General features: G+C 46.5%; 24 protein-coding genes. 16 read left to right on the top strand and 8 right to left on the bottom strand.

The window, feature by feature from the left end; genetic code table 11:
- The first annotated feature begins 26 nt into the window (after window positions 1–26).
- The 3 genes from AB4114_RS18690 to AB4114_RS18680 all read left to right on the top strand — a co-directional run bounded on the left by AB4114_RS18690 (window position 27) and on the right by AB4114_RS18680 (window position 1879).
- Window positions 27–251 carry a spore germination protein gene (locus AB4114_RS18690; protein ID WP_441989833.1) on the top strand — a complete coding sequence of 75 codons (225 nt, stop codon included), beginning with the start codon at window positions 27–29 and terminating at the stop codon, window positions 249–251.
- A 189-nt stretch (window positions 252–440) separates the two neighbouring features.
- Window positions 441–1472 carry a cation diffusion facilitator family transporter gene (locus AB4114_RS18685; RefSeq protein WP_441989832.1) on the top strand — a complete coding sequence of 344 codons (1032 nt, stop codon included), beginning with the start codon at window positions 441–443 and terminating at the stop codon, window positions 1470–1472.
- A 29-nt stretch (window positions 1473–1501) separates the two neighbouring features.
- Window positions 1502–1879 (top strand): ArsR/SmtB family transcription factor, encoded by a 378-nt coding sequence (locus AB4114_RS18680; RefSeq protein WP_441989831.1) that lies wholly within the window; start codon window positions 1502–1504, stop codon window positions 1877–1879.
- 62 nt (window positions 1880–1941) lie between these two features.
- Here the strand turns inward: AB4114_RS18680 and AB4114_RS18675 are convergent, their stop codons facing one another.
- The 5 genes from AB4114_RS18675 to AB4114_RS18655 form a co-directional block, all read right to left on the bottom strand.
- On the bottom strand, window positions 1942–3051 hold the full coding sequence (locus tag AB4114_RS18675) for a YheC/YheD family endospore coat-associated protein (protein ID WP_441989830.1): 1110 nt from the start codon (window positions 3049–3051) through the stop codon (window positions 1942–1944).
- 6 nt (window positions 3052–3057) lie between these two features.
- The gene (locus tag AB4114_RS18670; RefSeq protein ID WP_441989829.1) at window positions 3058–4185 is read right to left on the bottom strand and encodes a YheC/YheD family endospore coat-associated protein; all 1128 of its coding nucleotides are present in this window, start codon (window positions 4183–4185) and stop codon (window positions 3058–3060) included.
- Window positions 4185–5549 carry a YheC/YheD family endospore coat-associated protein gene (locus AB4114_RS18665; protein ID WP_441989828.1) on the bottom strand — a complete coding sequence of 455 codons (1365 nt, stop codon included), beginning with the start codon at window positions 5547–5549 and terminating at the stop codon, window positions 4185–4187. Before AB4114_RS18665 ends, AB4114_RS18670 begins: the two co-directional genes overlap by 1 nt.
- Before the next feature lie 106 nt (window positions 5550–5655).
- Window positions 5656–6762, bottom strand: coding sequence for a YheC/YheD family endospore coat-associated protein (locus AB4114_RS18660; protein ID WP_441989827.1), 1107 nt, complete (start codon window positions 6760–6762; stop codon window positions 5656–5658).
- Between the two features lie 14 nt (window positions 6763–6776).
- Window positions 6777–8168 carry a YheC/YheD family endospore coat-associated protein gene (locus tag AB4114_RS18655; RefSeq protein WP_441989826.1) on the bottom strand — a complete coding sequence of 464 codons (1392 nt, stop codon included), beginning with the start codon at window positions 8166–8168 and terminating at the stop codon, window positions 6777–6779.
- A gap of 535 nt (window positions 8169–8703) precedes the next feature.
- Between AB4114_RS18655 and AB4114_RS18650 the strand changes: the two genes are divergently transcribed.
- The 7 genes from AB4114_RS18650 (at window position 8704) to AB4114_RS18620 (ending at window position 15505) form a co-directional block, all read left to right on the top strand.
- Window positions 8704–9039 carry a hypothetical protein gene (locus AB4114_RS18650; protein ID WP_441989825.1) on the top strand — a complete coding sequence of 112 codons (336 nt, stop codon included), beginning with the start codon at window positions 8704–8706 and terminating at the stop codon, window positions 9037–9039.
- 30 nt (window positions 9040–9069) lie between these two features.
- A complete protein-coding gene (locus AB4114_RS18645; RefSeq protein WP_441989824.1) occupies window positions 9070–10035 on the top strand; it encodes an FAD:protein FMN transferase in 966 nt (321 codons plus the stop codon).
- The gene (locus tag AB4114_RS18640) at window positions 10032–10604 is read left to right on the top strand and encodes a ferric reductase-like transmembrane domain-containing protein (protein WP_441989823.1); all 573 of its coding nucleotides are present in this window, start codon (window positions 10032–10034) and stop codon (window positions 10602–10604) included. Before AB4114_RS18645 ends, AB4114_RS18640 begins: the two co-directional genes overlap by 4 nt.
- Before the next feature lie 116 nt (window positions 10605–10720).
- Complete coding sequence (locus AB4114_RS18635) at window positions 10721–11776, top strand: acyltransferase (RefSeq protein ID WP_441989822.1); 1056 nt, start codon at window positions 10721–10723, stop codon at window positions 11774–11776.
- A 1106-nt stretch (window positions 11777–12882) separates the two neighbouring features.
- Window positions 12883–13611: an oxygen-insensitive NADPH nitroreductase gene (gene nfsA, locus AB4114_RS18630; RefSeq protein WP_441989821.1), complete on the top strand. Its 729-nt coding sequence runs from the start codon at window positions 12883–12885 to the stop codon at window positions 13609–13611.
- 86 nt (window positions 13612–13697) lie between these two features.
- Window positions 13698–14000 carry a hypothetical protein gene (locus AB4114_RS18625; protein WP_235550640.1) on the top strand — a complete coding sequence of 101 codons (303 nt, stop codon included), beginning with the start codon at window positions 13698–13700 and terminating at the stop codon, window positions 13998–14000.
- 176 nt (window positions 14001–14176) lie between these two features.
- Window positions 14177–15505 carry a DRTGG domain-containing protein gene (locus AB4114_RS18620; protein WP_441989820.1) on the top strand — a complete coding sequence of 443 codons (1329 nt, stop codon included), beginning with the start codon at window positions 14177–14179 and terminating at the stop codon, window positions 15503–15505.
- On the opposite strand, the gene AB4114_RS18615 is transcribed toward AB4114_RS18620, so the two are convergent.
- From AB4114_RS18615 to AB4114_RS18605, 3 genes are all read right to left on the bottom strand, one after another.
- Window positions 15502–15795 carry a YtpI family protein gene (locus tag AB4114_RS18615; protein WP_441989819.1) on the bottom strand — a complete coding sequence of 98 codons (294 nt, stop codon included), beginning with the start codon at window positions 15793–15795 and terminating at the stop codon, window positions 15502–15504. The genes AB4114_RS18620 and AB4114_RS18615 overlap by 4 nt on opposite strands.
- A gap of 85 nt (window positions 15796–15880) precedes the next feature.
- Window positions 15881–16372, bottom strand: a complete 492-nt coding sequence (locus tag AB4114_RS18610) for a hypothetical protein (RefSeq protein ID WP_441989818.1) — start codon at window positions 16370–16372, stop codon at window positions 15881–15883.
- Window positions 16369–16701 carry a YtrH family sporulation protein gene (locus tag AB4114_RS18605; RefSeq protein WP_056624073.1) on the bottom strand — a complete coding sequence of 111 codons (333 nt, stop codon included), beginning with the start codon at window positions 16699–16701 and terminating at the stop codon, window positions 16369–16371. Before AB4114_RS18605 ends, AB4114_RS18610 begins: the two co-directional genes overlap by 4 nt.
- A 123-nt stretch (window positions 16702–16824) precedes the next feature.
- On the opposite strand from AB4114_RS18605, the gene AB4114_RS18600 reads away from it, so the two are divergent.
- The 6 genes from AB4114_RS18600 to pyk all read left to right on the top strand — a co-directional run bounded on the left by AB4114_RS18600 (window position 16825) and on the right by pyk (window position 25385).
- On the top strand, window positions 16825–20427 hold the full coding sequence (locus AB4114_RS18600; RefSeq protein ID WP_441989817.1) for a DNA polymerase III subunit alpha: 3603 nt from the start codon (window positions 16825–16827) through the stop codon (window positions 20425–20427).
- A gap of 364 nt (window positions 20428–20791) precedes the next feature.
- Window positions 20792–21292, top strand: coding sequence for a phosphatidylglycerophosphatase A family protein (locus AB4114_RS18595; RefSeq protein WP_441989816.1), 501 nt, complete (start codon window positions 20792–20794; stop codon window positions 21290–21292).
- 254 nt (window positions 21293–21546) lie between these two features.
- Window positions 21547–21735 carry a hypothetical protein gene (locus AB4114_RS18590; RefSeq protein WP_028554922.1) on the top strand — a complete coding sequence of 63 codons (189 nt, stop codon included), beginning with the start codon at window positions 21547–21549 and terminating at the stop codon, window positions 21733–21735.
- A gap of 66 nt (window positions 21736–21801) precedes the next feature.
- Window positions 21802–22668: an acetyl-CoA carboxylase, carboxyltransferase subunit beta gene (accD, locus tag AB4114_RS18585; RefSeq protein ID WP_171637896.1), complete on the top strand. Its 867-nt coding sequence runs from the start codon at window positions 21802–21804 to the stop codon at window positions 22666–22668.
- Window positions 22658–23638, top strand: coding sequence for an acetyl-CoA carboxylase carboxyltransferase subunit alpha (locus AB4114_RS18580; protein ID WP_436237973.1), 981 nt, complete (start codon window positions 22658–22660; stop codon window positions 23636–23638). The genes accD and AB4114_RS18580 overlap by 11 nt, the downstream gene beginning before the upstream one ends.
- Window positions 23631–25385, top strand: a complete 1755-nt coding sequence (gene pyk / locus AB4114_RS18575; RefSeq protein ID WP_441989815.1) for a pyruvate kinase — start codon at window positions 23631–23633, stop codon at window positions 25383–25385. The genes AB4114_RS18580 and pyk overlap by 8 nt, the downstream gene beginning before the upstream one ends.
- Window positions 25386–25433: the final 48 nt, after the last annotated feature.

Below are 25433 nucleotides of genomic sequence, written 5' to 3'. Positions count from 1 at the left end.
ATTGAGAGATAAAGGTGCTGATCAGAATGCCTTCTTTTGTAGGGATATTTAATATTATAAGGAATGAAGGAAACCTGATTAACGGAGATACGTGTATCATTGCCCCGACGAGTGCCACCAAATCATACACAGGTGCTGGAGGAGGAATCACGGGGGACTTCTCGATTTCTACGACCGTATTCAGTGCGACAATTACGTTAGACCCTGATGTGATTGATGCAGGGGCGAATAAGACAGCAACGGGGACCTAAGCGATTCTAGTTGCCTATGAAGTTGACCGATTCAAGCTCACCATGCGTGGCGAGATGAATCGGTCTTTTCTTTTTGGAGAAGCCTATTGACACTGGCAAGCATGTTTATTTATTATTAACATATGAGCGATCATTCATATATAAACATGTAGTTATAAGTATGTCGTGTGCAACTGGGGAGGTAATGCCATGCAACAGCATGATTCGAAAAAGGAACACGCATGTGGACATGACCACGGAGAAGAAAAAGGTCATGAGCATAAGGGCCACGCTCACCATGAATCTGACCATCACGGTCATCACCATGATCATCATCATGGCCACGGACATCACCATGGCCATCATCACGGGCATTCAGGCAATAAGCAAGGACTGTTGATCGCGCTAGGAATAACAGCGGGTATCATGGTTCTTGAATTGGTTGGTGGACTCTGGACGAACAGTTTGGCACTGCTGTCTGATTCTGGCCACATGCTAAGCGATGCGGGTGCATTAGCATTGAGCCTTCTAGCGCTATGGTTTACAGCGAAGCCCAGCTCAGCTCGTTTATCCTTCGGATTCCACCGTTTTGAAATATTGGCAGCACTTTTTAATGCGGTGACGTTATTCGTCATTGCTGGACTCATTATATGGGAAGCGATTGATCGATTCCTCCATCCTGCTGCTGTTGCTAGCGGGTCCATGATGCTCATCGCGTGCATTGGACTAATCGCCAATTTATTAAGCGCTTGGTCGCTCATGCGTAAGGGTGATGTACATGGGAATCTGAATTTACGCAGTGCTTATCTGCATATCTTAGGTGATGCGTTAGGTTCTGTAGGCGCGATTATAGCCGGTGCTGTGATGCTGTTATTTGGCTGGTATGTAGCAGATCCCATCATTAGTATCATTGTATCTCTACTTATTTTAAGAGGCGCCTGGGGCGTCCTGAAATCAACTCTTCACATCTTGATGGAAGGAACACCAAGTTCTATTTCTATAGTCTCTGTTAAACAAGTCCTAGAAGAAATCGAAGGTGTCATTGATGTACATGACTTGCATGTGTGGACGATTACTTCGGGCATAGAAGCCATGAGTTGTCATTTGCTGATTAAGGATGATCGGGATAGCCAAACTATTCTGCAGCAAGGAATTACTGTTATTGAGAAGCGGTTTGGTATTACTCACGCGACCATACAAATCGAGAAATCAACGATCGACCATCAAGCGCTTCTGGTTTAAAATAGGTGACGAAGACAGGAGGATTTCCTATGGATAAGGGATTACTGGAAGCGAGGAAAGTAACCGATGATGATTGTAGCTGTGAGCATACGGCTATAACGCAAGCGGAACGAGAGAGAGAGCTAACCGATGAGCAAGCCACTGGTATTGCTGAGATTTTCAAAGCCCTAGGAGATCCTACGCGCGTTAAAATCATCTACTTTCTACTAAATAAGGAGCTTTGTGTTCACGATCTGGGGATGCGAATTGGGATGGAGCAGTCTGCAGTATCTCATCAACTTAGGTATTTGAGGGATCTTCATATTGTCAAAAGACGAAAAGAAGGCAAGACCGTTTACTACTCTCTGGATGACGAGCACATTGAACAGATTTTTGTGCAAACGATGGTGCATCTAGGGCACAAATAAAACGAAGTAAACCAAAAAACAAGCGTTCACCCAGCAAGGTGATTCGCTTGTTTTTTGGTGAACTATGAATCCGTGCTGTCATCCGTGCCTTTTTTCTGCCGCAGCATCCAAAGCGCATATTCTAGTGGCCTTGTTACGGCCTTCTGGTAGGTGTCGTGCTGTCCGATCCTGCGAAACACTTCCCGTGATGGCTTCGGGTTCACTTCGAGCAGCCAGACACTTCCTTTGGAATCTACGGCGATGTCCATCCCCAATTCACACAGCTTCCCGAATTTGACCTCCAAATAATCAGCCAGCTTATAAGCGAAATCGTTCATCTCGTCTTTGATGTCTGCAATTTTCTCTTGAGATGAGAAGCGGTATCCTAATAAGCGATCTTGCGTCACAGCCGTGCCTCCACCGTGAAGATTGGAGGTAATACTGCGATGAGGGCCAATTCTTCCTGCGCACCCCGTCACTTCCCATTCGCCTTGACCATTTTTTTGAATCAACAACCGATAGTCATGAACACGACCATCATTAAGAGTTAGTTGGATCCCTTGCTGAACGACATAGTCGGAGCTCAAATTCAATGTATGAAGCTTGATGGCCAGCTGTTTCTCATTCGCTTTGAAGGGAGCAATGATCGAACGAAATTGATTTCTGCCTTGTAACAAATAGAGATCAGAGGAAATCTGTTCAATCCGAAGAATTCCTCTTCCTCCGGTGCCATTCTTTGGTTTTACGTAGATGAGCTTATGTTTCTTCAGAAACCTCATCAACTCATGGATGGTACTGTAGCGAACGGTGGATGGTAGATAAGGTCGGATGCCAGTGTTTTGGGAGAGGGTTTGATGCATCGCCCATTTATTGGCCAGCGGTTTGCTCAAATAGATGAGCTTGGCATGGCGGTTGCGAAAAGCTTGTAGCATATGATAATTCGCCGCGGCTCTATAGCGGCAGCGATCATAGATAATGGGTGGTAATGTTGTGTACTTCCGAAGCCATCTTCCTCGACTGGAATCAAATGTGAGAGTTCGCACGGCATTTCCCTGTACATCCGCCGGAGTAAACACCTCGACTTGAACGCCTAGACGTTGGCCTTCCTTGCTAAGCTTTTGGAAATAAGCCAGTTCCTCAAGTCGTGAGTTGTTTAAATAAATAGCGAGTACGCCTAGTCGTTCTTGAGCCAAGCATAATCACCTTCTTCTCCGATTATTAATCAAATGAAGACTGTATTGAATAATCCGTTCAAGTGATTTCTGGCGGATTCGAGGTTCATCGAATTTCATTGGTTTCGAATTCGCTTCAAAAAACCAGATATGTCCAGACGTGTCAACACCGATATCCATGGACATTTCACCAAGTGGATTGCCTGATGATTTCTCTATTTGTGTAGCCAGTGTAATCACTGCTTGACGAACCCGTTTTAGAATGTTTTTGGCTTCTTTGGGACCGAAAACATAGGCAAGCAGCTTCCTGGGTTCGTCAATGGAACCTCCGCGCGGAACGTGTGTGGTTATGCTGGCTTTGCCTGCTACACGGGCGCCAATCCCAGAGACACTCCATTCTCCTTTTGCTGTTTTTTGGACTAATGCACGCAGATCGTAAGCACGTTCTTTGAATCTGGTTAGCGCAATCCCTTGTTGGACGATATAATCTTGGCCGCCGCTATGGCTCTCCCATTCGTTCCAAATGTCCTCCGCGTCGTTATGATAACTATAGACCATCTTCTTGTCTTCGAGGCGACTAAGCCGATATTGTCCATTGCTTCCCTTAGGGCTAATACGATCTATACGCATAATGCCCATTCCGGCTTTACCTTTAACAGGCTTCAAGTAGAGTACAGGGTGCTTCTGTAATAATTGGGAGAGATCTGCTACTTCATTCATCTGCAGGGTATCCGGCATGAATGGCTTACTTTCTTTGGCGTTATTTAACCAACTGAATAATGTCCATTTATTAAAAAAAGAAGGATTGAATAAATGAATGCTGGTGCTGCGTTTACAAGCCTGAATCGTTTGCTGGACCTCAGGTTTCATTTCCATTTTTCGATAAGGAATGCGGTTGTAAACAACTTGAGGAGAGGGAACGAGTTCCCTGCTCCATTTATTAGCACTTGGTCGAAAGCGATAACCGTACATTTCAGAGTTCGAAATACTGAAGTCCTTGGTAGTCACGACATAAACGTCAAGACCAAATCGCTCGCCTGTTTTAATTAAGTCAAGAAAGTTTTCTAAATTTCCGCGAAATACACGGGAACTGTCTTTTACGGTAAGGATAGCTAATGTTGGTTTAGGAGCTCTCTCATGAAGGGTAAAACCCATTAGTTTTCCCTCCTTGAGCGGAAACGGCTCAAATAAAGACAATGCTCATACACACTTTGAAGGGTGGCCGTGTCTCCGTCTTTCAGCGAAGGATGCTTGAAAATGGATCGACCAGGCTTTGCATTTGCTTCAAACATCCACACTTTTTCATTCTGATCAATTCCGATATCGAAGCCTAACTCACCGAGCAAATGATTGTAGTTATTTTCAATGCCTTGTGCGAGTTTAATCGCTGTTTCCTTGGCATTATCAAGAATTTGTTCCCCACGTGCCCCATAAACTAGACGAAGAACCTGCTCAGGTGTCATGAGCTGCCCACCGTTTCGGATATGCGTTGTGACACTGCCTTTTCCTGATTTTTTAGCCCCGATCGCTGCAACAACCCATTGATTACTGCCGTTTTTCGTTAAGTGGAAGCGGAAGTCAATCGGACAATTATCAATTTCGATGAGCCGAATTCCTTGTTGGGCGACATAGCTAGCTAAACGGCCGCGCCCTGTTCCCAGCATTTGCATCAAACCATCGAATTTGGCATAACGAATCAGGACATTCTTATTCCCTTTCCGGAAGCGGACGAAATAACCACGCTTCGGATTATAGGTAACACGATATATGCCGATGCCAAGGCTGCCTGCAGTTGGTTTTAAGTAAATAAATTTATGTTTATCCAACATTTCTTTGATTTGTTCGGCTGTGGGATTAATTCGGGATTCGGGTACGAAGCGGAAAGCTTCGTCACCATCTAACATTTTGTAAACATCCCATTTATCAAAGAAGCTCCAGTTAAAGATCGGAATACCTCGYGCCACGAAGCGATTTTTAAATCCCTCCATCCCGGCTGATTTCTCAGCTTTACGGCTGGAGAGCCGATTGTAAATAACATCGGGAAGCGGGAAGGTTTTACGCATCCAACCGCCGCCTTCTTTGGGAATAAGGCCAGTTACGGTCTCCTGTATCCAATTCACACTCTTAGGGCTGAAAGCGAAGCTGAAAGAACGTTGTGAGCCGGTGTTGATAACTTGACGAATGAAGCCTGTTTTGGAGCCGAATGGCGATGTACCGTTTTCCACGTTGGTTAGAACGCCAATAAGTGGACCGATGCGAAGCTCTTTATTGTTGGTATTAACGACTAACACATTCCCAGTGCGAGGAATACGCAAGGAGGCCATTAGGGAAAGCGGGATGTACATATGCTGACCACTTTTTTTGATCAAACGGACCGGTAACGAAGTCCCTTTACTCCCAACCTTTACAGTAATGGATTTAGTTCCGGTTAACCGTAAAGCTTTGGCGAGATCACTGGTTAAGTAGACCGATCTATCTGTTCGTTGTACGGCGTGGAGCATACACGATGTCAAACTCATTAGGTTACCCTCCTAAACTTGTTGCCCTACGGGGCTTTCCGTGTCAAACCAAGCAGATATGACGTTCTGCCCCCATGAGCACGTTCAAACAAAGCTTTGCTAAACCTCAGCTCAGCTGTTTGTTCAACAAAAATCCAGCATAGTGGATTGGATTTGCAATTGATTTCGAACGAGCTCGCTCATTATGCATTCGGGCGAAAATCGTTCTACCCGGCTTTGAATTCACTTCAAGAATCCATACGCGTCCGCTGGTATCAATACCGAAATCAATGCCTAACTCGGCTAATCGGCCATGATTGGACTCGAGTACAGACGGTATCTGATTAGAGAGCGTGGTTATGGTGTCTATCAGCTGTTCAGACTTCATCTCCCCGAATTCGCGAGTTAGATACGCACTCACATCTTCAGCAGTGCCTCCGCCATGCAGATTGGAAGTGATGCTTCCAGGCTTTCCAACGCGAACGGCCATACCCGTATGTTCCCAGTTTCCGCGACCATTTTTCTGGACTAGAGATCGTACGTCATAGGACATTCCGTTCATGGAGTGGAGTTGTAAATAATGTTGCAGGAGGTAAGGACGTGAGCCTATTCGATGCTTCAGCCATTGCCAGCAAGCGGACCATTCTTGAAACTCTTCCGAGACGGGATGATTACGTCCATCTCGTCCATGCAGCCTAAATAGGGAACCCGCTTTGTGAATGTGGATCGCACCCTTGCCTTGACTCCCGCCTTGAGGCTTTAAGAATGCGTCTGAATGGCTCTGTAACCAACTTTCAAGTTGGTGTCCGCTTCGGAGTCTGCTGGTCTCTGGCAAGTAAGGCAGTAAGGCAGGATCTTTTTGCAGAATCAGCCCTACTTCCCACTTTCCGCCAAGACCATAGCCAAGGAATCGAATCGTAGGGATCTCACGCAGCTTGCGTACATGATACTGATAAGTGAGATAACTATGTTTACTGCTGAAGAAGCAGCGATCATAGATGAGAGAGGGCAGGGGGAACAGCTTAGTTATCCATGCTGACTGTATCCGATCGTACATATAGCCTCTTACGATCCCTTGCATCCAATCAATGCGATTAGGCGAGAAAACAAACACATCGATCCCTTTGCTAGCACCATGTGCCGACAGATTCTGATAAAAACTCGAGCTTGCAAAGGGCAGTTCTCGGTTCAGTTCGGTAACCATGATGCCTAACAAGGGGCGTTGTGTTCGCAATCGCATAGTTCACCTCAGTGCTTCGCTAGAAAACGAGCGTATTTAACTAAAGTTTTAACAGATGGTCTGATTTTATTTTTCGTGTTGTCGGTGTTGAGCGCTGTATTATCATCCTTAGAAGGCTTAGAGTTCACTTCGAGCAGCCATACTCTACCTGATCGGTCAACGGCAAGATCAATTCCTAATTCACCGAAATGACTGGGGATTTGGGTTTCAATCCCTTTGGCAATGTCCAAAGAGGCCTTGCGTAAACGACGAATAATCGAAGAGCGAGTTACAGTCGTAGTGAAAGAGGCTTTGGCGAGCGCAGCCGGTACAGTGGATAAGGATCCACCTCGTGCCAGGTTAGAAACAAAGTGCTGAGCACCCGCAATCCGACCTACAATCGAAGTGATTTCCCATTCTCCTTTTTCTCCCCGTTGCACAAGTGCTCGGAAGTCAATCGGATTCCCCTCGGATGAAATGAGATCAAGTCCTTGCTGGATTTGATAGCGCTGTGTCTTGAGCTTTCCAGAAACGGACTGAAAAACGGCAAGCAGAGAAGGGAATGTTTGTCGGCGGACGCCTGCAAGGCTAGTTGAATGAGCCGTATACGATTCGCCAAGGCCTTCTCTGCGAATACGAATAATGCCATTTCCAAGACTTCCCGTAATGGGTTTGAGGAATAGAACACTATGGCGAGCAGCCATAGATTTCAGCATTTGAAAGTTTTTGAAAAGATAAGACTCCGGCAAGTAGCTATGCAACGAGCTATCTTTTCCCAAAGCTTCGAAAACCTCTGTTTTGTTCAAATATTTCTCGTTAAAGATTTCTGTGCCATATCGGGACTTGACATCCTTCATGAACTGTTGAACATTGGGCATATTCTCGTACTTGCGTGAGGTGAGACGATTGTAAATGACATTCGGAATCGGGAACGTTCTTTTACTCCAAGAACCATTGGTATAAGAATAAGCAGAAAGTGACTGTGGGTTGGCACGCATTTCTTTAGGTGGGAAGAAACACACACTAGCCCCCATCTGATAACACGCATCGGTCAATTCTTTACAAAAAGTGGTGATAGCACCAAAAGGGCGGCTCGTGGAACTCTCGTTAACGCGGCTAATCATGACACCAATTAAGGGTCCAATCGACATTGTATTCGAAGTTGGCTTATAGTTGATGGTAAGCCGAGCCCCTTGATGAAGACCTATCTYAGATGCAAGCGCAGGGTCGACGCGAAGGCTATTCGGTACAGCAGCTGTGACCACTTTAACATCCTGCTGAGAGGAGCCGAATCGCATGTTAATCATTTGATTGGACGGAACTTTCCATTTTCTTGCAATGGCTTCACTTAGAACAACGGTCCGATCATCCAAAAAGATGCTGGTGCTTTGAATGGTTACGCCAACTTTCGATCTGGTCAATAGTGAACACTCCTTCCAGCATGAGAAAATCCCTATCGAGGCCATTCAAGGATGATCGACCGCTATTCTCCCCTACAAAGTGACGAGAATCTTCGAAGCAAAGTCAGTCCGCACCGAGTGAGCGCTCCTTCGGCTTCTACACTTTCCGCGTAAAGCGGTTAGTCATCTTTGGCTTTTTTCGATATGCGTTTCTACATTAATTTGTGGGGGCCCCGGGAAAGGAGAGACTTTGGCCTTCGACCAAAGATCCCTATATCTGGTAGATTTTATCTCCAACAAGAAAGCTGTTTGGAAAATCGAAAGCGAATACTTTCTTATCTGGTCATGGCGGTATTGCTGTTTATGCAAAGTAAACTACTCCATCATATGAGGACATATTTCCCTTTGTGCCTAGGCATCGGGAGGAAAGCGCCCATTCTTGCAACATAACTTCAGTGATTATTCAGCTATTTTTTAGGAATTACTCAGGTTTTTAGGTGCTTAACCGCGTATAATTAGCTTAGATTCTTATTCAAAGAGATGGGATGGGTTGGGAATGAAAGCATCCTCGAAATGGACCAAATGGCAGATCGGATTCGTTAGTGCGATGATTGTTTTCTATTTGTTTCAGGAAGTCAAAGAGAGCCCTGAATTTCTTGCGGCGGTTCGAGTAGCATCGAATGCGAAGCTAAATACGACACCCGTGATTGCACAGAAAAAGCTAGATATGCCATCGTCAGATGCTTTCAGTCGAAATTCTAATAATAGGATGGGGCGCAGTGAAAGTAGTCGAGACCAGCTCAATCGGACAGATGGATCTTCCTCGCAATCACTTTCACAATCGCAGCAGCAGAATCAGACCAAAACCCACACAAGAAGTCACGCATCCTAGCGTCGAGTCTGGACAGGAGAGGATGGCTACATGTTTCGTGATTTTACATTTCGTGCAATGAATTCACACATACAAATCTTATTGGAAACGGAAACACCAACTGCAGAGCTTGAAATCCCTGTGTTGGATGGTTTTGCTCATGCAGAGCAACGGTTTAGCCGGTTTATTCCGACAAGTGAATGCTCATATCTCAATGCGAGAAGCGGGCAGCTAAGTTTTGTTTCTGACAGCATGCTCGAAGTTCTTGAACTAGCAAGGCATTATCAGGAACAAACCAATGGAGCTTTTGATATTTGTGTTGGACATGCGATGGAGCGGGCTGGATATCGGCAATCATTTGAGACAATACAGGAAAGAATGATGGAGCTTGAGCAACCCAATCTACTCCCACACTCAGGTATGGCGGTGCAAGTGGATCCTTGGATGAAATCGGTTCGCTTATTAGCCGGGTACAAAGTGGATTTCGGTGGGATTGTCAAAAGCTGGACTGCTCAGCAGGTTGCGAATCGTCTGCAGACGGATTGGCGAGTTCGTAGAGGATTCATTAATGCGGGTGGAGATGTATCGGTATGGGGAGGGGCTGCAGAGAATGAGCCTTGGTGTATCGGGATTGCCAATCCTTTCGAAACGGATCCGTCCAAGGAAGTTACGCTTCAACTACGAACCGGTGCTGTAGCTACTTCCAGCATATTACGCAGAAGTTGGCTAACGAACGCAGGAGAGATGCATCATCTTATAGATACACGCACGATGCGGCCAAGCCGATCATCTGTTGTGCAGTGCACAGTTGTCGGCCAAGATTTGATTGCCTGTGAAGTCTGGGCTAAAGTGTTGTGCATGCTCGGAATGGAGGAAGGAATCCCTCTCTTCCAGCGTAGATCACAAGGCATGGAAGCACTCATCTATACCTCCGTTGGTGATATGTTTCAAGTGAAGCCGCTTCTCGGGAGCATGGAGCATTCCTGGACAGGGTTGAAAGGAGAAAGAAGCGTATGATTCATTTCTTGATTGAACTGCCTACCTGGATGCTCATTCGAACCTTTGGTATTCTTTCTTACTTAACTTTGTTCGTTGGCATGGCGATCGGTATTACCTATAGCTATCCTCAGATCAAAGGGCACAAGAAAGGCCAACTGCTCCGCTGGCACACTTATGCGAATATAACAGGCACGGGCTTTGCCCTCCTGCACACGGCTCTTCTCATTATAGATACTTTCATGCCTTTCGACTGGGCGGAACTGTTAATCCCTTTTTCAGCTAAAAATAATCCAGTACTAAACGGCTTGGGGACAATCGCCATGTATGGTTTACTCCTTGTACTGTTTACAACAGATATTCGACATAAGTTGAAAAGAAAGTTATGGCTTGCACTTCATCTGTTGTCCTATCCGATATTTATGTTGTCCATGCTGCATGGCATCTTCCTAGGGACAGATAGTAAGCAAGGCTGGGCAGCCACGATGTATATAACAACAGCGATCATCCTTGTTAGTTTAACGCTGCTTAGATTCCAATTGTCGTCACGTAAACGTAAAGTTAAGGTAGGTCAATCGAAGCAAATATGATTCTGAGTTCCAATCCAGGGGATTGGGACTCTTTTGCGTATTCCCTTGTTGCGAAACATGTCGAAAATGGCTATAGTTAAAATGTATTTATGATGAAATGAGGATAGTAAACTCACATGGCAAAAGCAAAGATTACGGAGCTTGATATTGTCAGAGCCATTTCCATTTTGGCTGTAGTTCTGATTCATGTAACGGCAGACTGGACAGTGGATCCAGCGTTGAAAGGCAGCAGCACGCAGCTGTTTATTTTATTTCTGAACAAAATAAGTTATTTTGCTGTTCCCGTCTTTATTTTTTTGAGCGGCATCGTGCTGTTCTATATTTATGCGGATAATTGGAGCGCTAAGCAAGCAGGCATATTCTATTGGAAACGCGTTCGGCAAGTGCTCGTCCCTTATATCGTTTGGTCCTTTTTCTACTATATATATAATCCGTGGTTATGGACGCCAGGGCATCCAATTAAAATAGATTTAAGTGTATTTCTCAAGCAGTTGAAATGGGCGGATTCCGGTTATCATTTATATTTTATGATCATTATTGTGCAGTTCTACCTGCTGTTTCCTTTGCTTGTCTGGGCAGTACGGAATGCAGCATGGTTTCGCAAAACACTAGCCTTTTGGGGATTAGCGATTCAGGCGGGGGTCTACATCTATAGTCACTGGGTCGGTCCTATCAGCCATAAACCTGAGCTGTGCATCACCTATTTCGGTTACTTCCTAGTTGGCGGTGCCATCGGGATGAATTACGGCAATTTCCGAGCGTGGTTGGATCGCAACAAAGGGTGGGTCATTCCATCTTCCATCGTGAGTGGACTCGTGTACACGGGGCTATATCTATTAGCATCTAGAGGGTATTCTTTTGAAAATACCTGGTATGAGATCGCATGGCTGTTGTACAATCTTGGCATCGGTGTGAGTATGATCTGGATGGCAAAGGGACTCCTAGTGAGGTGGAAGCGCGTGGCGAAGTTTTTCGTCTCGCTGGGGTTGGTCTCTTTCGGCGTCTATCTGATGCATCCAGCCCTGCTCTCCTTATGGAAATATAAGGTTCACATACCGGGATCAATTCTACTATTTAATCTCTACAATGGCATTGTGTTTGTCTTGATTGTGGCCATACCGTGGATCTTAACTTTGCTGTATCGAAAGGGAAGAAAAGTTTTGTTGAAGTGAGGCAGGAAGTCCTCTGATCAGTAGCTATTCTAAGCCCMAGCGCCGGTCGGACATTCTGACCAGTAGCTGCATAAAGAAACAATAACGTCTCATCAGCTTCCACAATAACGGCTCCCGCAAATCTGCGAAAATGCAGCTTTGGTGGGAGCTTTTTCGTGGGAGAGGGGATATGTGTAATTACTCCTACTTCCCGGCGAGCACCAGGAACTGGCTTCATCCGCTGAGCCCTCGCACAAGTATCAGGAACGCACATTATCCGTCTAGCCTTTGCACGAACACCAGCAACTAGTACCATCCGCCTAGCTTTCGCGCGAGCACCAGCAACGCGCAATATTCGTCTAGCCCCCGCACGAGCACCAGGAACACACATTATCAGTCTAGTCCTCCCCACGAACACCAGCAAAGCGCATATCCGTCTAGCCTCCTCACGAGCACCAGCAACAGTACCATCCGTCTAGCTTTCGCGCGATCACCAGCAACGCGCAATATTCGTCTAGCCACCCGCACAAGTACCAGCAACTATCATAGCTCCGCACCACGCATCAACCGCTATTGCGAAACGGTATCTGCTCCAGCTTTCACCAAAAGTAGAAGCAAAACTGCGAAAAGGCATCTTTGCAGGGCATTTTCCCGTGGAGGAAATAGGAGATAAGTGCAAATAAGCACTTATTTTTGGTTATTTCGTAAAAATAGCATGTTTTCATGTGAAAAGGATGCTTATTCGCAACAATTTACTAGTTTTGAGCTGATGTGTGGTGAAAAGGTTGCACTTTTGCATTTTTGGTCTATGTTAACGTATCATCTTCTGCTACCCGAACCACAACAAGTCCGAACACTAGTTACAGCCCTACACTACTACAGTCCGCTGACTAGTCTGTCCTCGCAACAATAATCGCCTGATCACCAACTTCAGCCCCAGCGCATCAGTTACCTCCAACTAGCCCCACTATCTACACTTGCATCCTCATCCTCACCGTCACCAGTCCCTGCAACCGCCTCTACACCAGCCCGCCCTATCGCCTCTCGTTTCAAATCTGAGTTGAATTTGAAAATTGCTCCATTTTCAAGGATACTGAGTGAAAAGAGATAGAGGAGTGGACTCATGCATGAATGCAATCATTGATCTACTAAAAAATCATCGCTCTATTCGTAAATTTACGAATGAGCCCATTAGCATCGAGCAACGCGAGGCGATTATCCAGGCAGCTCAAGCTGCCTCCACCTCGAGTAATATGCAAGCTTACAGCATCATCCATGTGACTGATGCTGATCTGAAGAGCCAGCTAGCCGAGCTAGCTGGCAATCAAGCTTACGTCAGCGAGTGCCCGCTGTTCCTCGTCTGGTGCGCAGACCTACACCGCTACGCGGAGGCGGTCCACCAACACGTGGACACGCCGGTCACCGGCAATGCTGAGAATCTCATCATTGCCACGGTCGAGGCTGCATTAGCTGCGCAAAATGCAGCGATCGCCGCCGAGTCGCTCGGCCTCGGCGTCTGCTATATCGGCGGGCTGCGCAATAAGCCCGCGGAAGTATCCGAGCTGTTGGGCCTGCCGCAGCTCGTGTACCCGATCTTCGGCATGTGCATCGGCATGCCGGATCAAGAGCCGCTGCACCGCCCGCGGCTCCCGCTCGAAGCCGTGTACCACGAGAATCGGTACACACTCAACCAAGCCGCGGTCGAGACCTATGACGAGACGCTCCGCGACTACATGAACGTGCGTACCGACGGCAAAGTCGATACGACCTGGTCTAAGGAAATGGCTGCCAAAGCGCAGCGTCCAAGGAAGCATATGAAAGCCTTTCTGAGCAGCCAAGGCTACGAAGTCGAATAATCTTGGCCGTACTGCGCCACACGCATTCATATCTCGATGACTTGTCTCATACAATGGAAGTAGGTAGAGGTAGGTTCGAGGTTATTATGAACGAAAGGCGTGTGATTCGGTTGAAAGGTTTCAAAAATGTCGTGTATATGAGTTTGGCAGTCGGCATGTTATTTTATTCCATACCCCAATTAAATTTTCGTGAAGTGGGCTCATTGCCGATGATATTTAGCGTCATCTGGCTTGTGATGGCGTTGCTCATCATCGCCGCTCATTTGCATCAAATCCTTGGTGTAGATGAAGAGAAACGTAAGCAACAACTCCGCATTAACCGGATGAAGAAATGGCAAATGGAACAGCTTGTACAAGGCAGACGGAAGCTTCTTCAATTCCGCAAGTAAGCGAAGAATGAGCTAAACTTTGACTTCGAACATATGTTTGGTATAATGAATATGAAGCATCCAATCCAATAGGGTTGGATGCTTTTCCATCTTCCAAATCCTCATTGTTCTTACCCATTAGAACGATTATACTAGTAGTACAGACTAATACAGGATCTAATAATGAGGTGTAACAGTTGGATACACATTCCGTCGATACATTAACGAAGCATGAGCAGATTTTGCGGCATATTGAGGACTTGAAGCTAGGAAGTCGGATTTCCGTGCGCAAAATAGCCAAAAATATGGAAGTCAGTGAAGGCACAGCCTACCGCGCAATTAAAGAGGCCGAGAATCAGGGACTCGTTTCAACGAAAGAGCGGATCGGAACCGTTCGTGTCGAGAAGAAGCTTCGTCAGAACATTGATAAGCTGACTTTTGCCGAGGTTGTGAACATGGTGGATGGCCAGGTCCTTGGCGGAGCGAAGGGACTGCATAAGACGCTGCATAAGTTCGTCATCGGCGCTATGGAGCAAGATGCCATGATGCGCTACATTGAGGCAGGCAGCTTACTTATTGTAGGTAATCGGAATAAAGCTCACTTGTGTGCCCTGGAGCAAGGGGCAGGCGTTCTCATTACAGGAGGATTTAATACGAGCCCTGAGGTCAAAGTTCTGGCGGATGAGCTGGAACTGCCGATTATTTCAAGCAGCTATGACACCTTTACCGTCGCATCCATGATTAACAGGGCTATCTACGATCGTTTGATCAAAAAGAAAATCATGCTCGTGGAAGATATTCTCGCTTCTGGTGCAGCGCTGTTCGCCTTGAAGGCGAACAGTACATTGAAGGATTGGCAGCGCATGTCCGAGGATACGGGCTACAGCCGCTTTCCTGTTGTCGATGAGTGGAATCGGATTATCGGTGTTGTAACGTCCAAAGATATGGTTGGCGCGAGCATTCAGCAATCTGTTGATAAATTAATGACACGCAATCCATTAACCGTTTCACCTCAGACGTCGGTCGCGTCGGCAGCTCACATGATGGTGTGGGAAGGCATTGAGCTTTTGCCAGTTGTAGATACGAATCGCAAAATCGTCGGCGTGCTGAACCGCAGCGATATTTTGAAAGCCATGCAAACGATTCAGAAACAGCCGCAGAACGGCGAAACCTTTGAAGATTTGATCTGGTCCGGGATGGAAGAGGTCAGAGATGAGAAGGGCAAACTGCAATTTCATGGCGTAATTACACCACAGATGACGAATCATTTAGGGACGGTTTCGGAAGGGGTTCTTACGACTCTTATGACGCAGGCGGCCTACCGCATTGTGCAGGAGCATAAGAAGGGGGATCTCGTCATGGATAATATGTCGACCTACTTTCTGAAGCCGCTTCAGATTGATTCCAAAATAGAAATACGACCCACCATCATTGAGGTGAGCCGTAAATTTGGCAAGATCGATGTAGAGATTTATCATGCAGGCGCCCTGGTTTCCAAGGCGATGCTAACCGCACAAGTGATCTAGCGGAGCAGACGATCAAAGTGACCGTGATTGCGGATCCCAACGAAAACATTGAACACGCCGATCAACACAAGCACGGTACCGAAGATGCGGCGGAAGCTGGATTCGCTGAAGAAGAAGATTTGCGTAATTGCAATAAGTACGAGCATCAAGCCCATGCAAATGTTCATGCGTGCAGTGTACAAGCCTCGTTTGGCAGTATCTGGTTCGCGACGTGAGCGAATGCTATAGAACAAGGTAAGCCCAAGGAAGAGGCAAATAAGAATGAATAACGTCAATTGTATGGCGTGCATAACGACAATCCGTCCCTTTTATTTGAATTTACAATTAACTTTAGCGATTTTAAGAGGGGATTGCAAGATGAGCGGCCATTTCACGTTATGTTTTTTTCTCCTCGGCCGTAATCCAAATGGTTAATTCCGTCTGAATCAACACAATGGATTTGACCTGAACAACATATTTTTTATCATGAAGAAAATAGGTTTTTTGTGTAATTAGCTTCTCATAGAGGGGCTGGGCATCTCCGACGAATGATGCTTTTTGGCCAATGGCGACTTTGAGCTCACTTTTAATATCACCTTCAATTTCTTTTTGAATATCCTCGCTAAAGATGTCAGTGTCGTTTTTGGGAAGTAGATGAACATTGACTATATTGACTAACGTTTGATTGTTTTTTGTCTTTTTTAAGCTAGCGATATCATCTTGGAGATCATAATTCTCCTGTATGACCTTATGCAACTGCACGTACAACTCATTATATGTGTGTTGATGAATACTCATATATACAGCGCTCCCAATGATCGCTCCCGACAGCAGCAGTCCAAGGCTCGCCAGCAGTCGTTGGTATCTTGCAAAAGGCGGGATTCTCAAGGCTGATGTCCACCTTTGCAGATCATTTGAATCAACGCCGTTCCGAATTGTGCTCCTGTAAAAGCAACGACGATATAGACAATCTGCTTGATTGCCGGATTGAGATGGCCGATGGCTACATGACTTTCAATGTAACGGATTGGATCGATAGTACCGCCTACCGCAGCGACCATCGCCCAAATTTTGATATTTTCCGAAATCGTCAGCATTTTCTCCGTTGGAGATTGCAAGGTTAATACGGCTGCGATCCCGCTTAGCATACTGCCTCCGAATACGACTCCAAACGCAATACAGAAATACATGATAATACTTGCCCAAAAGCCAGCCATGTGCCAATCGCTTCCTTTCTACTGAATTGGAGGACAATCTCTCTTTACTACTGTATGGGACTGGCTGGCTCTAATATGATAAAATGCATGGAAATAAATCAAGAAGAAGGGGGGAACCAGCGGATGAGTTCGTTTGTACATCTGCATGTGCATAGTGAATATAGCTTATTAGATGGTGCGGCACGGATGGACGAGCTTGTTGCACAAGCGGCGAATCTCGGCATGACTTCTTTGGCACTGACAGATCATGGTGTCATGTACGGGGCGATTGCTTTCTACAAAGCTTGCAAACAGCGGGGCATCAAACCAATTATTGGCTGTGAGGTTTACTTCACTTCGAGTTCCATTCGTGAAAAAGGGACTCGGCAGGAACAGCCGATATATCACCTTATTTTGCTTGCCAAAAATTTCAAAGGTTATCAGAACCTAATGAAGCTCACGTCGATTGCACATCTACAGGGCTTTCACTATAAACCGCGTATTGATTTAGAGCATTTATCCCAGCACTCGGAAGGTTTAATTTGCCTCAGTTCTTGCTTAGGGAGTGAGGTTTCCCAGCATTTGCTGCATAACCGATACGACGAGGCCCGACGAGCAGCAGAGCGTTATCGTGACATTTTCGGTGACGATTTCCTTCTGGAAATTCAAGATCACGGCATGATTGAGCAGAAAAAAGTGATGGTTTCCATGATTGAATTGAGCAAAGAAACCGGGATTCCTTTAATCGCAACGAATGATGTGCATTATGTAACAGAGCCCGATCATGTGATGCAGGATATTCTTATTTGTATAGGCACTGGCAAAACGGTAGAGGACACGGATCGGCTCAAGATGGGAACGAGTCAGATGTATTTGAAAAGTGAAGAGGAAATGCGACGCTTATTCGTCCATGTGCCAGAAGCGCTATCGAATACAGCTGTAGTAGCTTCACGCTGTGAATTAGAATTGACGTTCGGCAAGTCGATTTTGCCAAGCTTCCGTCCGATCCCTGAGCATTTAACGGCRGGGGCTTATTTGGAAGAGCTGTGCAGACAAGGATTAGAGCAGCGTTACGGCAACAAGCCAGAGTGGCATGATGCAGGCCATCCCATGAGACATCAAGCCGAGGAACGACTCTCTTACGAGCTTGGTGTCATAGCGAACATGGGCTTCTCGGATTATTTCTTAATTGTGTGGGACTTTATTCGATTCGCACATGAGAAAAGGATCATGACAGGGCCAGGGCGGGGATCCTCCGCGGGAAGCTTAGTAGCGTATGTGCTGCGCATTACGAATGTCGATCCGTTGCAATATAAGCTGCTATTTGAACGTTTCTTGAACCCGGAACGGATAACGATGCCGGATATCGATATTGATTTTAGTGATGAACGACGGGATGAAGTTATTGATTATGTTGTTGACAAATATGGTCATGAACATGTTGCCCAAATTATTACCTTCGGAACGATGGCGGCGAAGGCTGCAGTACGAGATGTAGGGCGTGTCCTTAATGTGCCTTACGGGGATGTGGATCGGGCAGCTAAAGCAATTCCGAATCAGCTTGGGATGACTTTGAAGGAAGCACTTCAGGTTAGCTCAGATTTGAAAGGGATGGTGGCCAGACAACCGAAGACCGCAGAACTGCTAGAGATGGCTATGCGAGTTGAGGGGATGCCGCGCCATGCTTCAACGCATGCTGCTGGTGTCGTCATTTCGCGAGAGCCACTGACGCATTACGTGCCTTTACAAGAAGGAACGACACAGACGGCACTCACGCAATATACGATGGAGCACTTAGAGGCGATTGGACTTCTCAAGATGGATTTCTTAGGTCTGCGGACACTTTCCATAATTGAAAGAACAGTCGATTGGCTTTCCCAAATGGAAGAGGTTCAGATTAATTTCGATCTCCTGAATATGGATTCGGATGATATCACTTATGAGATGCTTAGCAGAGGGGAAACAACCGGCGTATTCCAATTGGAGTCAACCGGCTGTCGCAAGGTCCTCAAGGACTTGAAGCCATCTGAATTTGAAGATATTATTTCCGTCTTAGCCTTGTATCGTCCAGGTCCGATGGAGTTTATTCCGAAATATATAGCCGGTAAGCACGGACAGGTGGAGGTTGTTTATCCGCATCCAACGCTTGAGCCCATTCTACGGGACACTTACGGCATCATCGTTTATCAAGAGCAAATCATGCAAATTGCCTCGTCCATGGCAGGCTTCAGCTTAGGAGAAGCGGATCTACTGCGTAGAGCTGTTTCCAAAAAGAAGCGGGAAGTCCTCGATGAAGAGCGTACACATTTCGTGTCGGGAAGTTTACGTCAAGGTTTTAACGCAGATGAGGCGAACCATGTGTATGATATGATCGTGCGTTTTGCCGATTACGGGTTTCCGCGTGCGCATGCAACAGCCTATGGCGTCCTTGCCTTCCAGACGGCTTATCTTAAAGCGCATTATCCGATCTACTTCATGGCATCGATGCTAACCGCAGTTATGGGGAATCATCGCAAAGTTGCAGAGTATGTTGACGAATGTAGACGAGTGAAGTTAGCGGTCCTGCCTCCAGATGTGAATGGCAGCGGAACGGTGTTTACGCCCGATTCGAAAGCTGGAGCTATCCGTTTTGGTTTGGCCGCCATCAAAAATGTCGGAACACAAGCGATCGATGCTATTCTTAGCGAGAGAAAGAAAGCACCTTTTGAGAGCTTGCTCGATTTCTGCCGACGGGTGGACCTTCGCGTAGTTAATAAAAGAGTCGTTGAATCGCTTATTCAAGGCGGAGCCTTCGATTCGCTTGGTGGTCACCGCGCCCAGCATCTCGCGATTCTCGATGAAACCATCGCTTCCGCTACGAAATGGCGCAAGGAACGGGATGACCTGCAGCTTCACTTGTTCGGATTCGTTGAAGAACCGAACTGGGAGGTGGAAGTGCCGAATATCCCTCCAATGCCACAATCCAAGCAGCTTGAGCTCGAGAAAGAGCTGCTCGGCATGTACATCTCTGGTCATCCTCTGGATGCCTATGCGGAACAGCTGGCAGAGTTGGATGCTGTGATGCTGCATCAATTAGCAGAGCTTCCAGATAACAGCGATGTCCTAGTTGCCGGAATGATCCTCTCGAACAAGACGATCGTCACCAAAAAAGGTGACCCGATGGCGTTCATGGAGCTGGAGGATCGCATTGATAAGGTCGAGGTGGTCTTGTTCCCCGAGACCTGGAAGAAGTCGGCTCCGCTCGTGCAGAAGGGCAGACTCGTCCTCGTCCGGGCGAAGCTGCAGCTTCAGGACGAGGACCCGCCCAAGCTGCTCGCGGAGCAGCTGGCCGCACTGGACGACCCGGAGGCCGTCCAGCGGCTTCGCCGGCAGCCTGGGGGCAGACGATCCCCTGACGACGTCAGGGATCGTGCACCGCGCCCGGCTGCCCCACAGAGCGGCGCGCGCAGCGCCGCTCCAGCACCGCAGGCGGCCCCGGCAGCGGGCCGCCCAGAGCCAGTCGCTGCGGCTGAGGCGAAGCCGCAGCGCGTGTTCGTCAAGATCACGGCTGACTGCGAGCAGCCGGATAAGCTCTTGCAGCTGAAGGCGCTGCTGAAGCTGCATAAGGGCCAGCTTGCGGTTGCGCTTTTCTATGAAAGCAGCAACAAGCTCTTGGCCTTGAGTGACCAGTACAGAGTCGATCCGAACAAGGATCTTACGCGCATGATCGAGACGATTATGGGCAAAGATTCCGTCCGAGTGAAATGAGAAAATTTGTAAACATTCAGTGAACCCGCATCAGTAAATTTTTAAACCTGAGTTAGTCGGTTTCATCGACTAATTCATCTCCCCAAGCACTGGGAGTGGCTGAATTAGTTGGTTTAATCGACTAATTCATCTCACGTAGCACTGGAAGTGCCTGAGTTAGTCGGTTTTATTGACTAATTCATCTCCAGAAACGACAGTAATATAAATTTTCAGGTGCTTGGAACGTTTTTACTGAGCAATTAAGAAAAGGTAAATCGTTGTTATTCTATTCTGGTTCTTGTGGTAAATATAGCTTCCTCCGCATATGAATAGGAACCCGGCTTTTCTTATTCATATCAGCATCCCATTGCTAGGAGGAGGATTTATGACCGACCAACACATGATCCAGCTACTCCAGAAACGCGGCGTGTCCGTGGATCAAGTCTCAGAAATTGTATACAAGCTGCAGAAGCCGTATAATGATCAACTCACGACCCAAGAATGTGTAGACAGTGTTATGGCAGTACTTTCCAAGCGTGAAGTGCAATACACCCTCTATACAGGGATTGCACTGGATGAATTAGCCGAGAAGAAAATGCTGCCAGAGCCGCTGCAATCGATTCTTGAAGTGGATGAACCTCTCTATGGGGTAGACGAGACGTTAGCTCTTGGGATTGTTCATGTTTATGGAATGATTGGTTTAACCAGCTTTGGCTATTTGGATAAGGAAAAAATAGGAATTATTCGCGCTTTAAACGATGATCGCAGCGCTGTACATGTGTTTCTAGATGATTTAGTTTGTGGATTAGCGGCAGCAGCCTCAGCCAGAATCGCGCACCAAAATGAGCATGCGCCTGATTATAGCTCTAAACACCGTCTGGACTAAGCCATAATAGTTCAGGCTTTATTTTACATTTAGAAATGATAGGTTTCTCGCGATAAATCTGATATATTTCTAGATAAACGCTCACGTCCAAAGCGGACTGTTGTAGTCGTTTATTTTCGTTTCCATGATGTGCTCTGTTGCGGGCAAAAGTGGAATTATGCTATCATTATTGCATTGTGTGTTCCTATGCATGTATTATCGTCATTGCTTACTTGCCTTAGTGGTTGTAGTTGCACGTCATAGGAGGTTTATTCATGTGGACGGTGATCTATATAGCTCCTACTGCGAAAATTGCAGAGCGGATTAAACAGAGACTGACGGAAGAAGGTTTTCTAGTTCAGGTACGAGGCATCTCTTTATCCAAAAATCAGTTTGAAATTGTTGTTCCCGAAGGGGAGCTGGAAGAAGTACAAGAAGTGCTCAATTCTATTTTACATAGATAGTTAAAGTAGAACTAAGAAACGTGGCTTGTCAGGGAATATAGATCATAGCCAAGTAGAGGTGGAAATGTGCTAAAGGATTTATTTCAAAAGCGAAAATATGCAACGATTCCTTCCGAGAGAACGAAAAGGGATATTCCTGAGGGTTTAATGAATAAATGTCCGAAGTGTGGCACGATTCAAACAAGCAAAGAGCTTGAGAAGAATCTAAAAGTGTGTACGTCTTGCGGTTATCATTATCGTTTAAGTGCATCCGAACGAATCCAACTTACGCTTGATGAAGGTCAATTTGTAGAATTTGATGCGGATATGATCTCCGAAGATCCCTTGCAGTTTCCTGATTATGTCGAGAAATTGGACAAAGCCAAGAACGCAACGAAACTTCAAGATGCGATTATGACGGGTCAAGGAACAATTGGCGGATATCCGGTTATCGTTGCTGCGATGAGCTTCGATTTTATGGGAGGCTCGCTAGGTTCCGTTGTCGGTGAGAAAATGACGAGAGCCGTCGAAATTGCGATTGAGAAAAAGCTTCCGATTCTCATTTATTCCACATCTGGTGGCGCACGTATGCAAGAAAGTATTCTTAGCCTTATGCAAATGGCCAAGACGAGTGCAGCATTGTCCAGACTCAGTGAGGATGGCGGATTATTCATATCTATTATTACAGATCCGACGTTCGGCGGGGTTTCGGCGAGCTTTGCGATGCTTGGCGATATTATTATTGCAGAGCCGGCTGCTTCGTTTGGTTTTACGGGCCGTCGTGTTATCGAGCAAACGATTAAGCAAAAGCTTCCAGATAATTTCCAAACATCTGAATTCAATCTCGAGCACGGTCAGCTCGACAAGGTCGTCTGCCGCAAGGATATGAGACCGACGTTAATTAAGCTGCTCGACATGCACGGAACGAAGGAGGAGGCGACTTATGGCGGGTGAAATGCCGTTTGAACAGCCACTAGCGGAACTAAAAAGCAAAATTGCAGAGCTGCGTAAATTTGGGGCAGAGAAGCAAATCGACTTTTCAGAGGAAATTCGTCGTTTGGAAGAAAGATATGCGCAACTAGAAGATGAACTGTATACAACGATGACGTCTGCGGAGAAAATGCAATTAGCACGTCATCCGCAAAGACCGACGACGATCGATTATATTAACACGATTTTTACGGATTTCATCGAGTTTCATGGTGACCGCTTATATGGTGATGATCTAGCCATCGTTGGTGGACTGGCAAAGCTGAACGGAGTACCCGTGACGGTTGTTGGTCACCAAAAAGGGAAAGATACGAAGGACAATATCGCACGTAATTTCGGATGTCCGCATCCGGAAGGGTTCCGTAAAGCGCTGCGTTTGATGCGTCAAGCTAACAAGTTTAAGCGTCCTATTGTGACATTTATTGATACCAAAGGGGCGTTCCCTGGGAATGCTGCGGAAGAACGCGGTCAAGGAGAAGCGATTGCCAGAAATCTACTGGAAATGGCCTCTTTTCGTGTGCCGATCATCTGTATCGTTATCGGAGAGGGCGGCAGTGGCGGCGCTCTTGCCTTAGGTTTAGGCAATAAGGTGTTAATGTTGGAGAACGCGATCTATTCGGTTATTAGTCCCGAAGGCGCAGCTTCGATTCTTTATAAAGATGCTTCTAAAGCATTACACGCGGCAGAAGCTATGAAAATTACGGCTGATCACATCCTTGAACTCGGTGTCATCGATGGGATCATACCGGAGCCCAAGGGCGGCGCTCACCGAGATTTAGCAACACAAGCCGAACATATTAAATCAGCGATCTGGGAACAGCTTCAGCAACTGCTAAGTTTGAACGAACAGGAGCTGCTCGAGGACCGTTACCGGAAATTTAGAGATATCGGTCGGTTCACATTCACTCAGGAGGGTAACAGTAACCATGCGTAAAACGAAAATTGTCTGTACGATTGGACCAGCAAGCGAATCACAAGAGAATCTCAAAAAGCTTCTAGAAGCGGGCATGAACGTAGCTCGTCTAAACTTCTCCCACGGAGATTTTGAAGAGCATGGTGCCCGTATCCGCAACCTTCGCGCTGCATCCGCCGAGACTGGTAAAATAGCTGCTATTTTGCTGGATACCAAAGGACCGGAAATTCGTACAGGTAAGCTAAAAGAAGAGCCAATTGAGCTTGTTCAGGACAAGCATATTATTTTGACAACCGAAGAAATTCTAGGGGATACAGACCGTATCTCAGTTACGTATTCGGATCTGCCGCGTGACGTTAAAGTCGGCTCAACGATTCTGATCGATGATGGTTTGATCGGTCTTACGGTTGTTGATATTCGTGGAACAGAGATCGAATGCCGTATCGTCAATGGCGGAACGATCAAAAGTAAAAAAGGTGTTAACGTACCAGGCGTGAAAATCAGCCTTCCAGGTATCACAGAAAAAGATGCGAATGATATCGTGTTCGGTATCGAACAAGGAGTAGATTTCATCGCAGCTTCTTTTGTTCGTAAAGCAAGTGATGTCATGGAAATTCGTGAATTGTTGGAGCGTCACAACGCTTCGCATATCCAAATCATCTCCAAAATCGAAAACCAAGAAGGCGTTGACAACCTTGACGAAATTCTTGAAGTTTCCGACGGTTTGATGGTTGCTCGTGGAGATCTTGGTGTTGAAATTCCTGCTGAGGACGTGCCCGTTGTTCAAAAGCAAATGATCAAAAAATGTAACATCGTTGGTAAACCGGTTATCACCGCTACAATGATGCTAGATTCCATGCAACGTAACCCGCGTCCTACACGTGCGGAAGCAAGTGACGTAGCGAATGCGGTATTCGACGGAACAGATGCAGTCATGTTATCTGGTGAGACAGCTGCTGGGAAATATCCAGTTGAATCCGTTGAAACGATGGCTCGTATTGCTGAGCGTGCAGAAGCGGCTTTGGAATATAAAGAAATTTTCCTTCGTCAAGCGCAAGCGCAACAAGTAACCGTAACAGAAGCGATCTCACAAGCGGTAGCGAACTCTGCATTGGAGTTAGGCGCGAAAGCGATTCTAACGGCAACAGAAAGTGGCTATACAGCACGTATGGTATCCAAATACCGTCCGAAATCCCCGATTATTGCAGTTACACCAAGTGAGCAAGTGATTCGTCGTTTATCCCTTGTTTGGGGCGTAATCCCTGTGATGGGCGTAGAAGCGAAAACAACGGATGAGCTATTCAACCTAGCGGTAGAGAGCTCCATCAAAACAGGTATCGTTTCCCTTGGCGATATCGTTGTTATCACAGCAGGCGTGCCAGTAGGCCGCTCTGGGACGACGAACCTAATCAAGGTTCATCACGTTGGTGAGATGATTGCCAAAGGAACAGGCATCGGAATGCAAACGGCGACAGGTACTGTTGTAACGGCGCGTACACCGGAAGAAGCTAACGCGAAGATGGTAGACGGAGCTGTGCTTGTAACAGTTTCAACAGATAAAGAGTACATGCCGGCTGTTCAAAGAGCATCTGCCTTGATTACCGAAGTGGGCGGCATCACGTCTCACGCGGCAGTCGTTGCACTTAGCCTTGGAATTCCAGTCATCGTAGGTGTGGAAAATGCAGTAGAACTAATTAAAGACGGTACAGAAGTTTCCATTTACCCAGAAGTAGGCGTTATCTACTCAGGTCAAGCGAGCGTTCTGTAAGTGAAATAATAAGGAAGAGTGAAGCGAGAGAACGATCTTGCTTCACTC

Source organism: Paenibacillus sp. 2RAB27, assembly GCF_052115445.1.
Classification (GTDB): domain Bacteria; phylum Bacillota; class Bacilli; order Paenibacillales; family NBRC-103111; genus Paenibacillus_E.
Note: the sequence above shows the minus strand (reverse complement) of the source record. Positions and strands in the feature narration are given on the sequence as shown.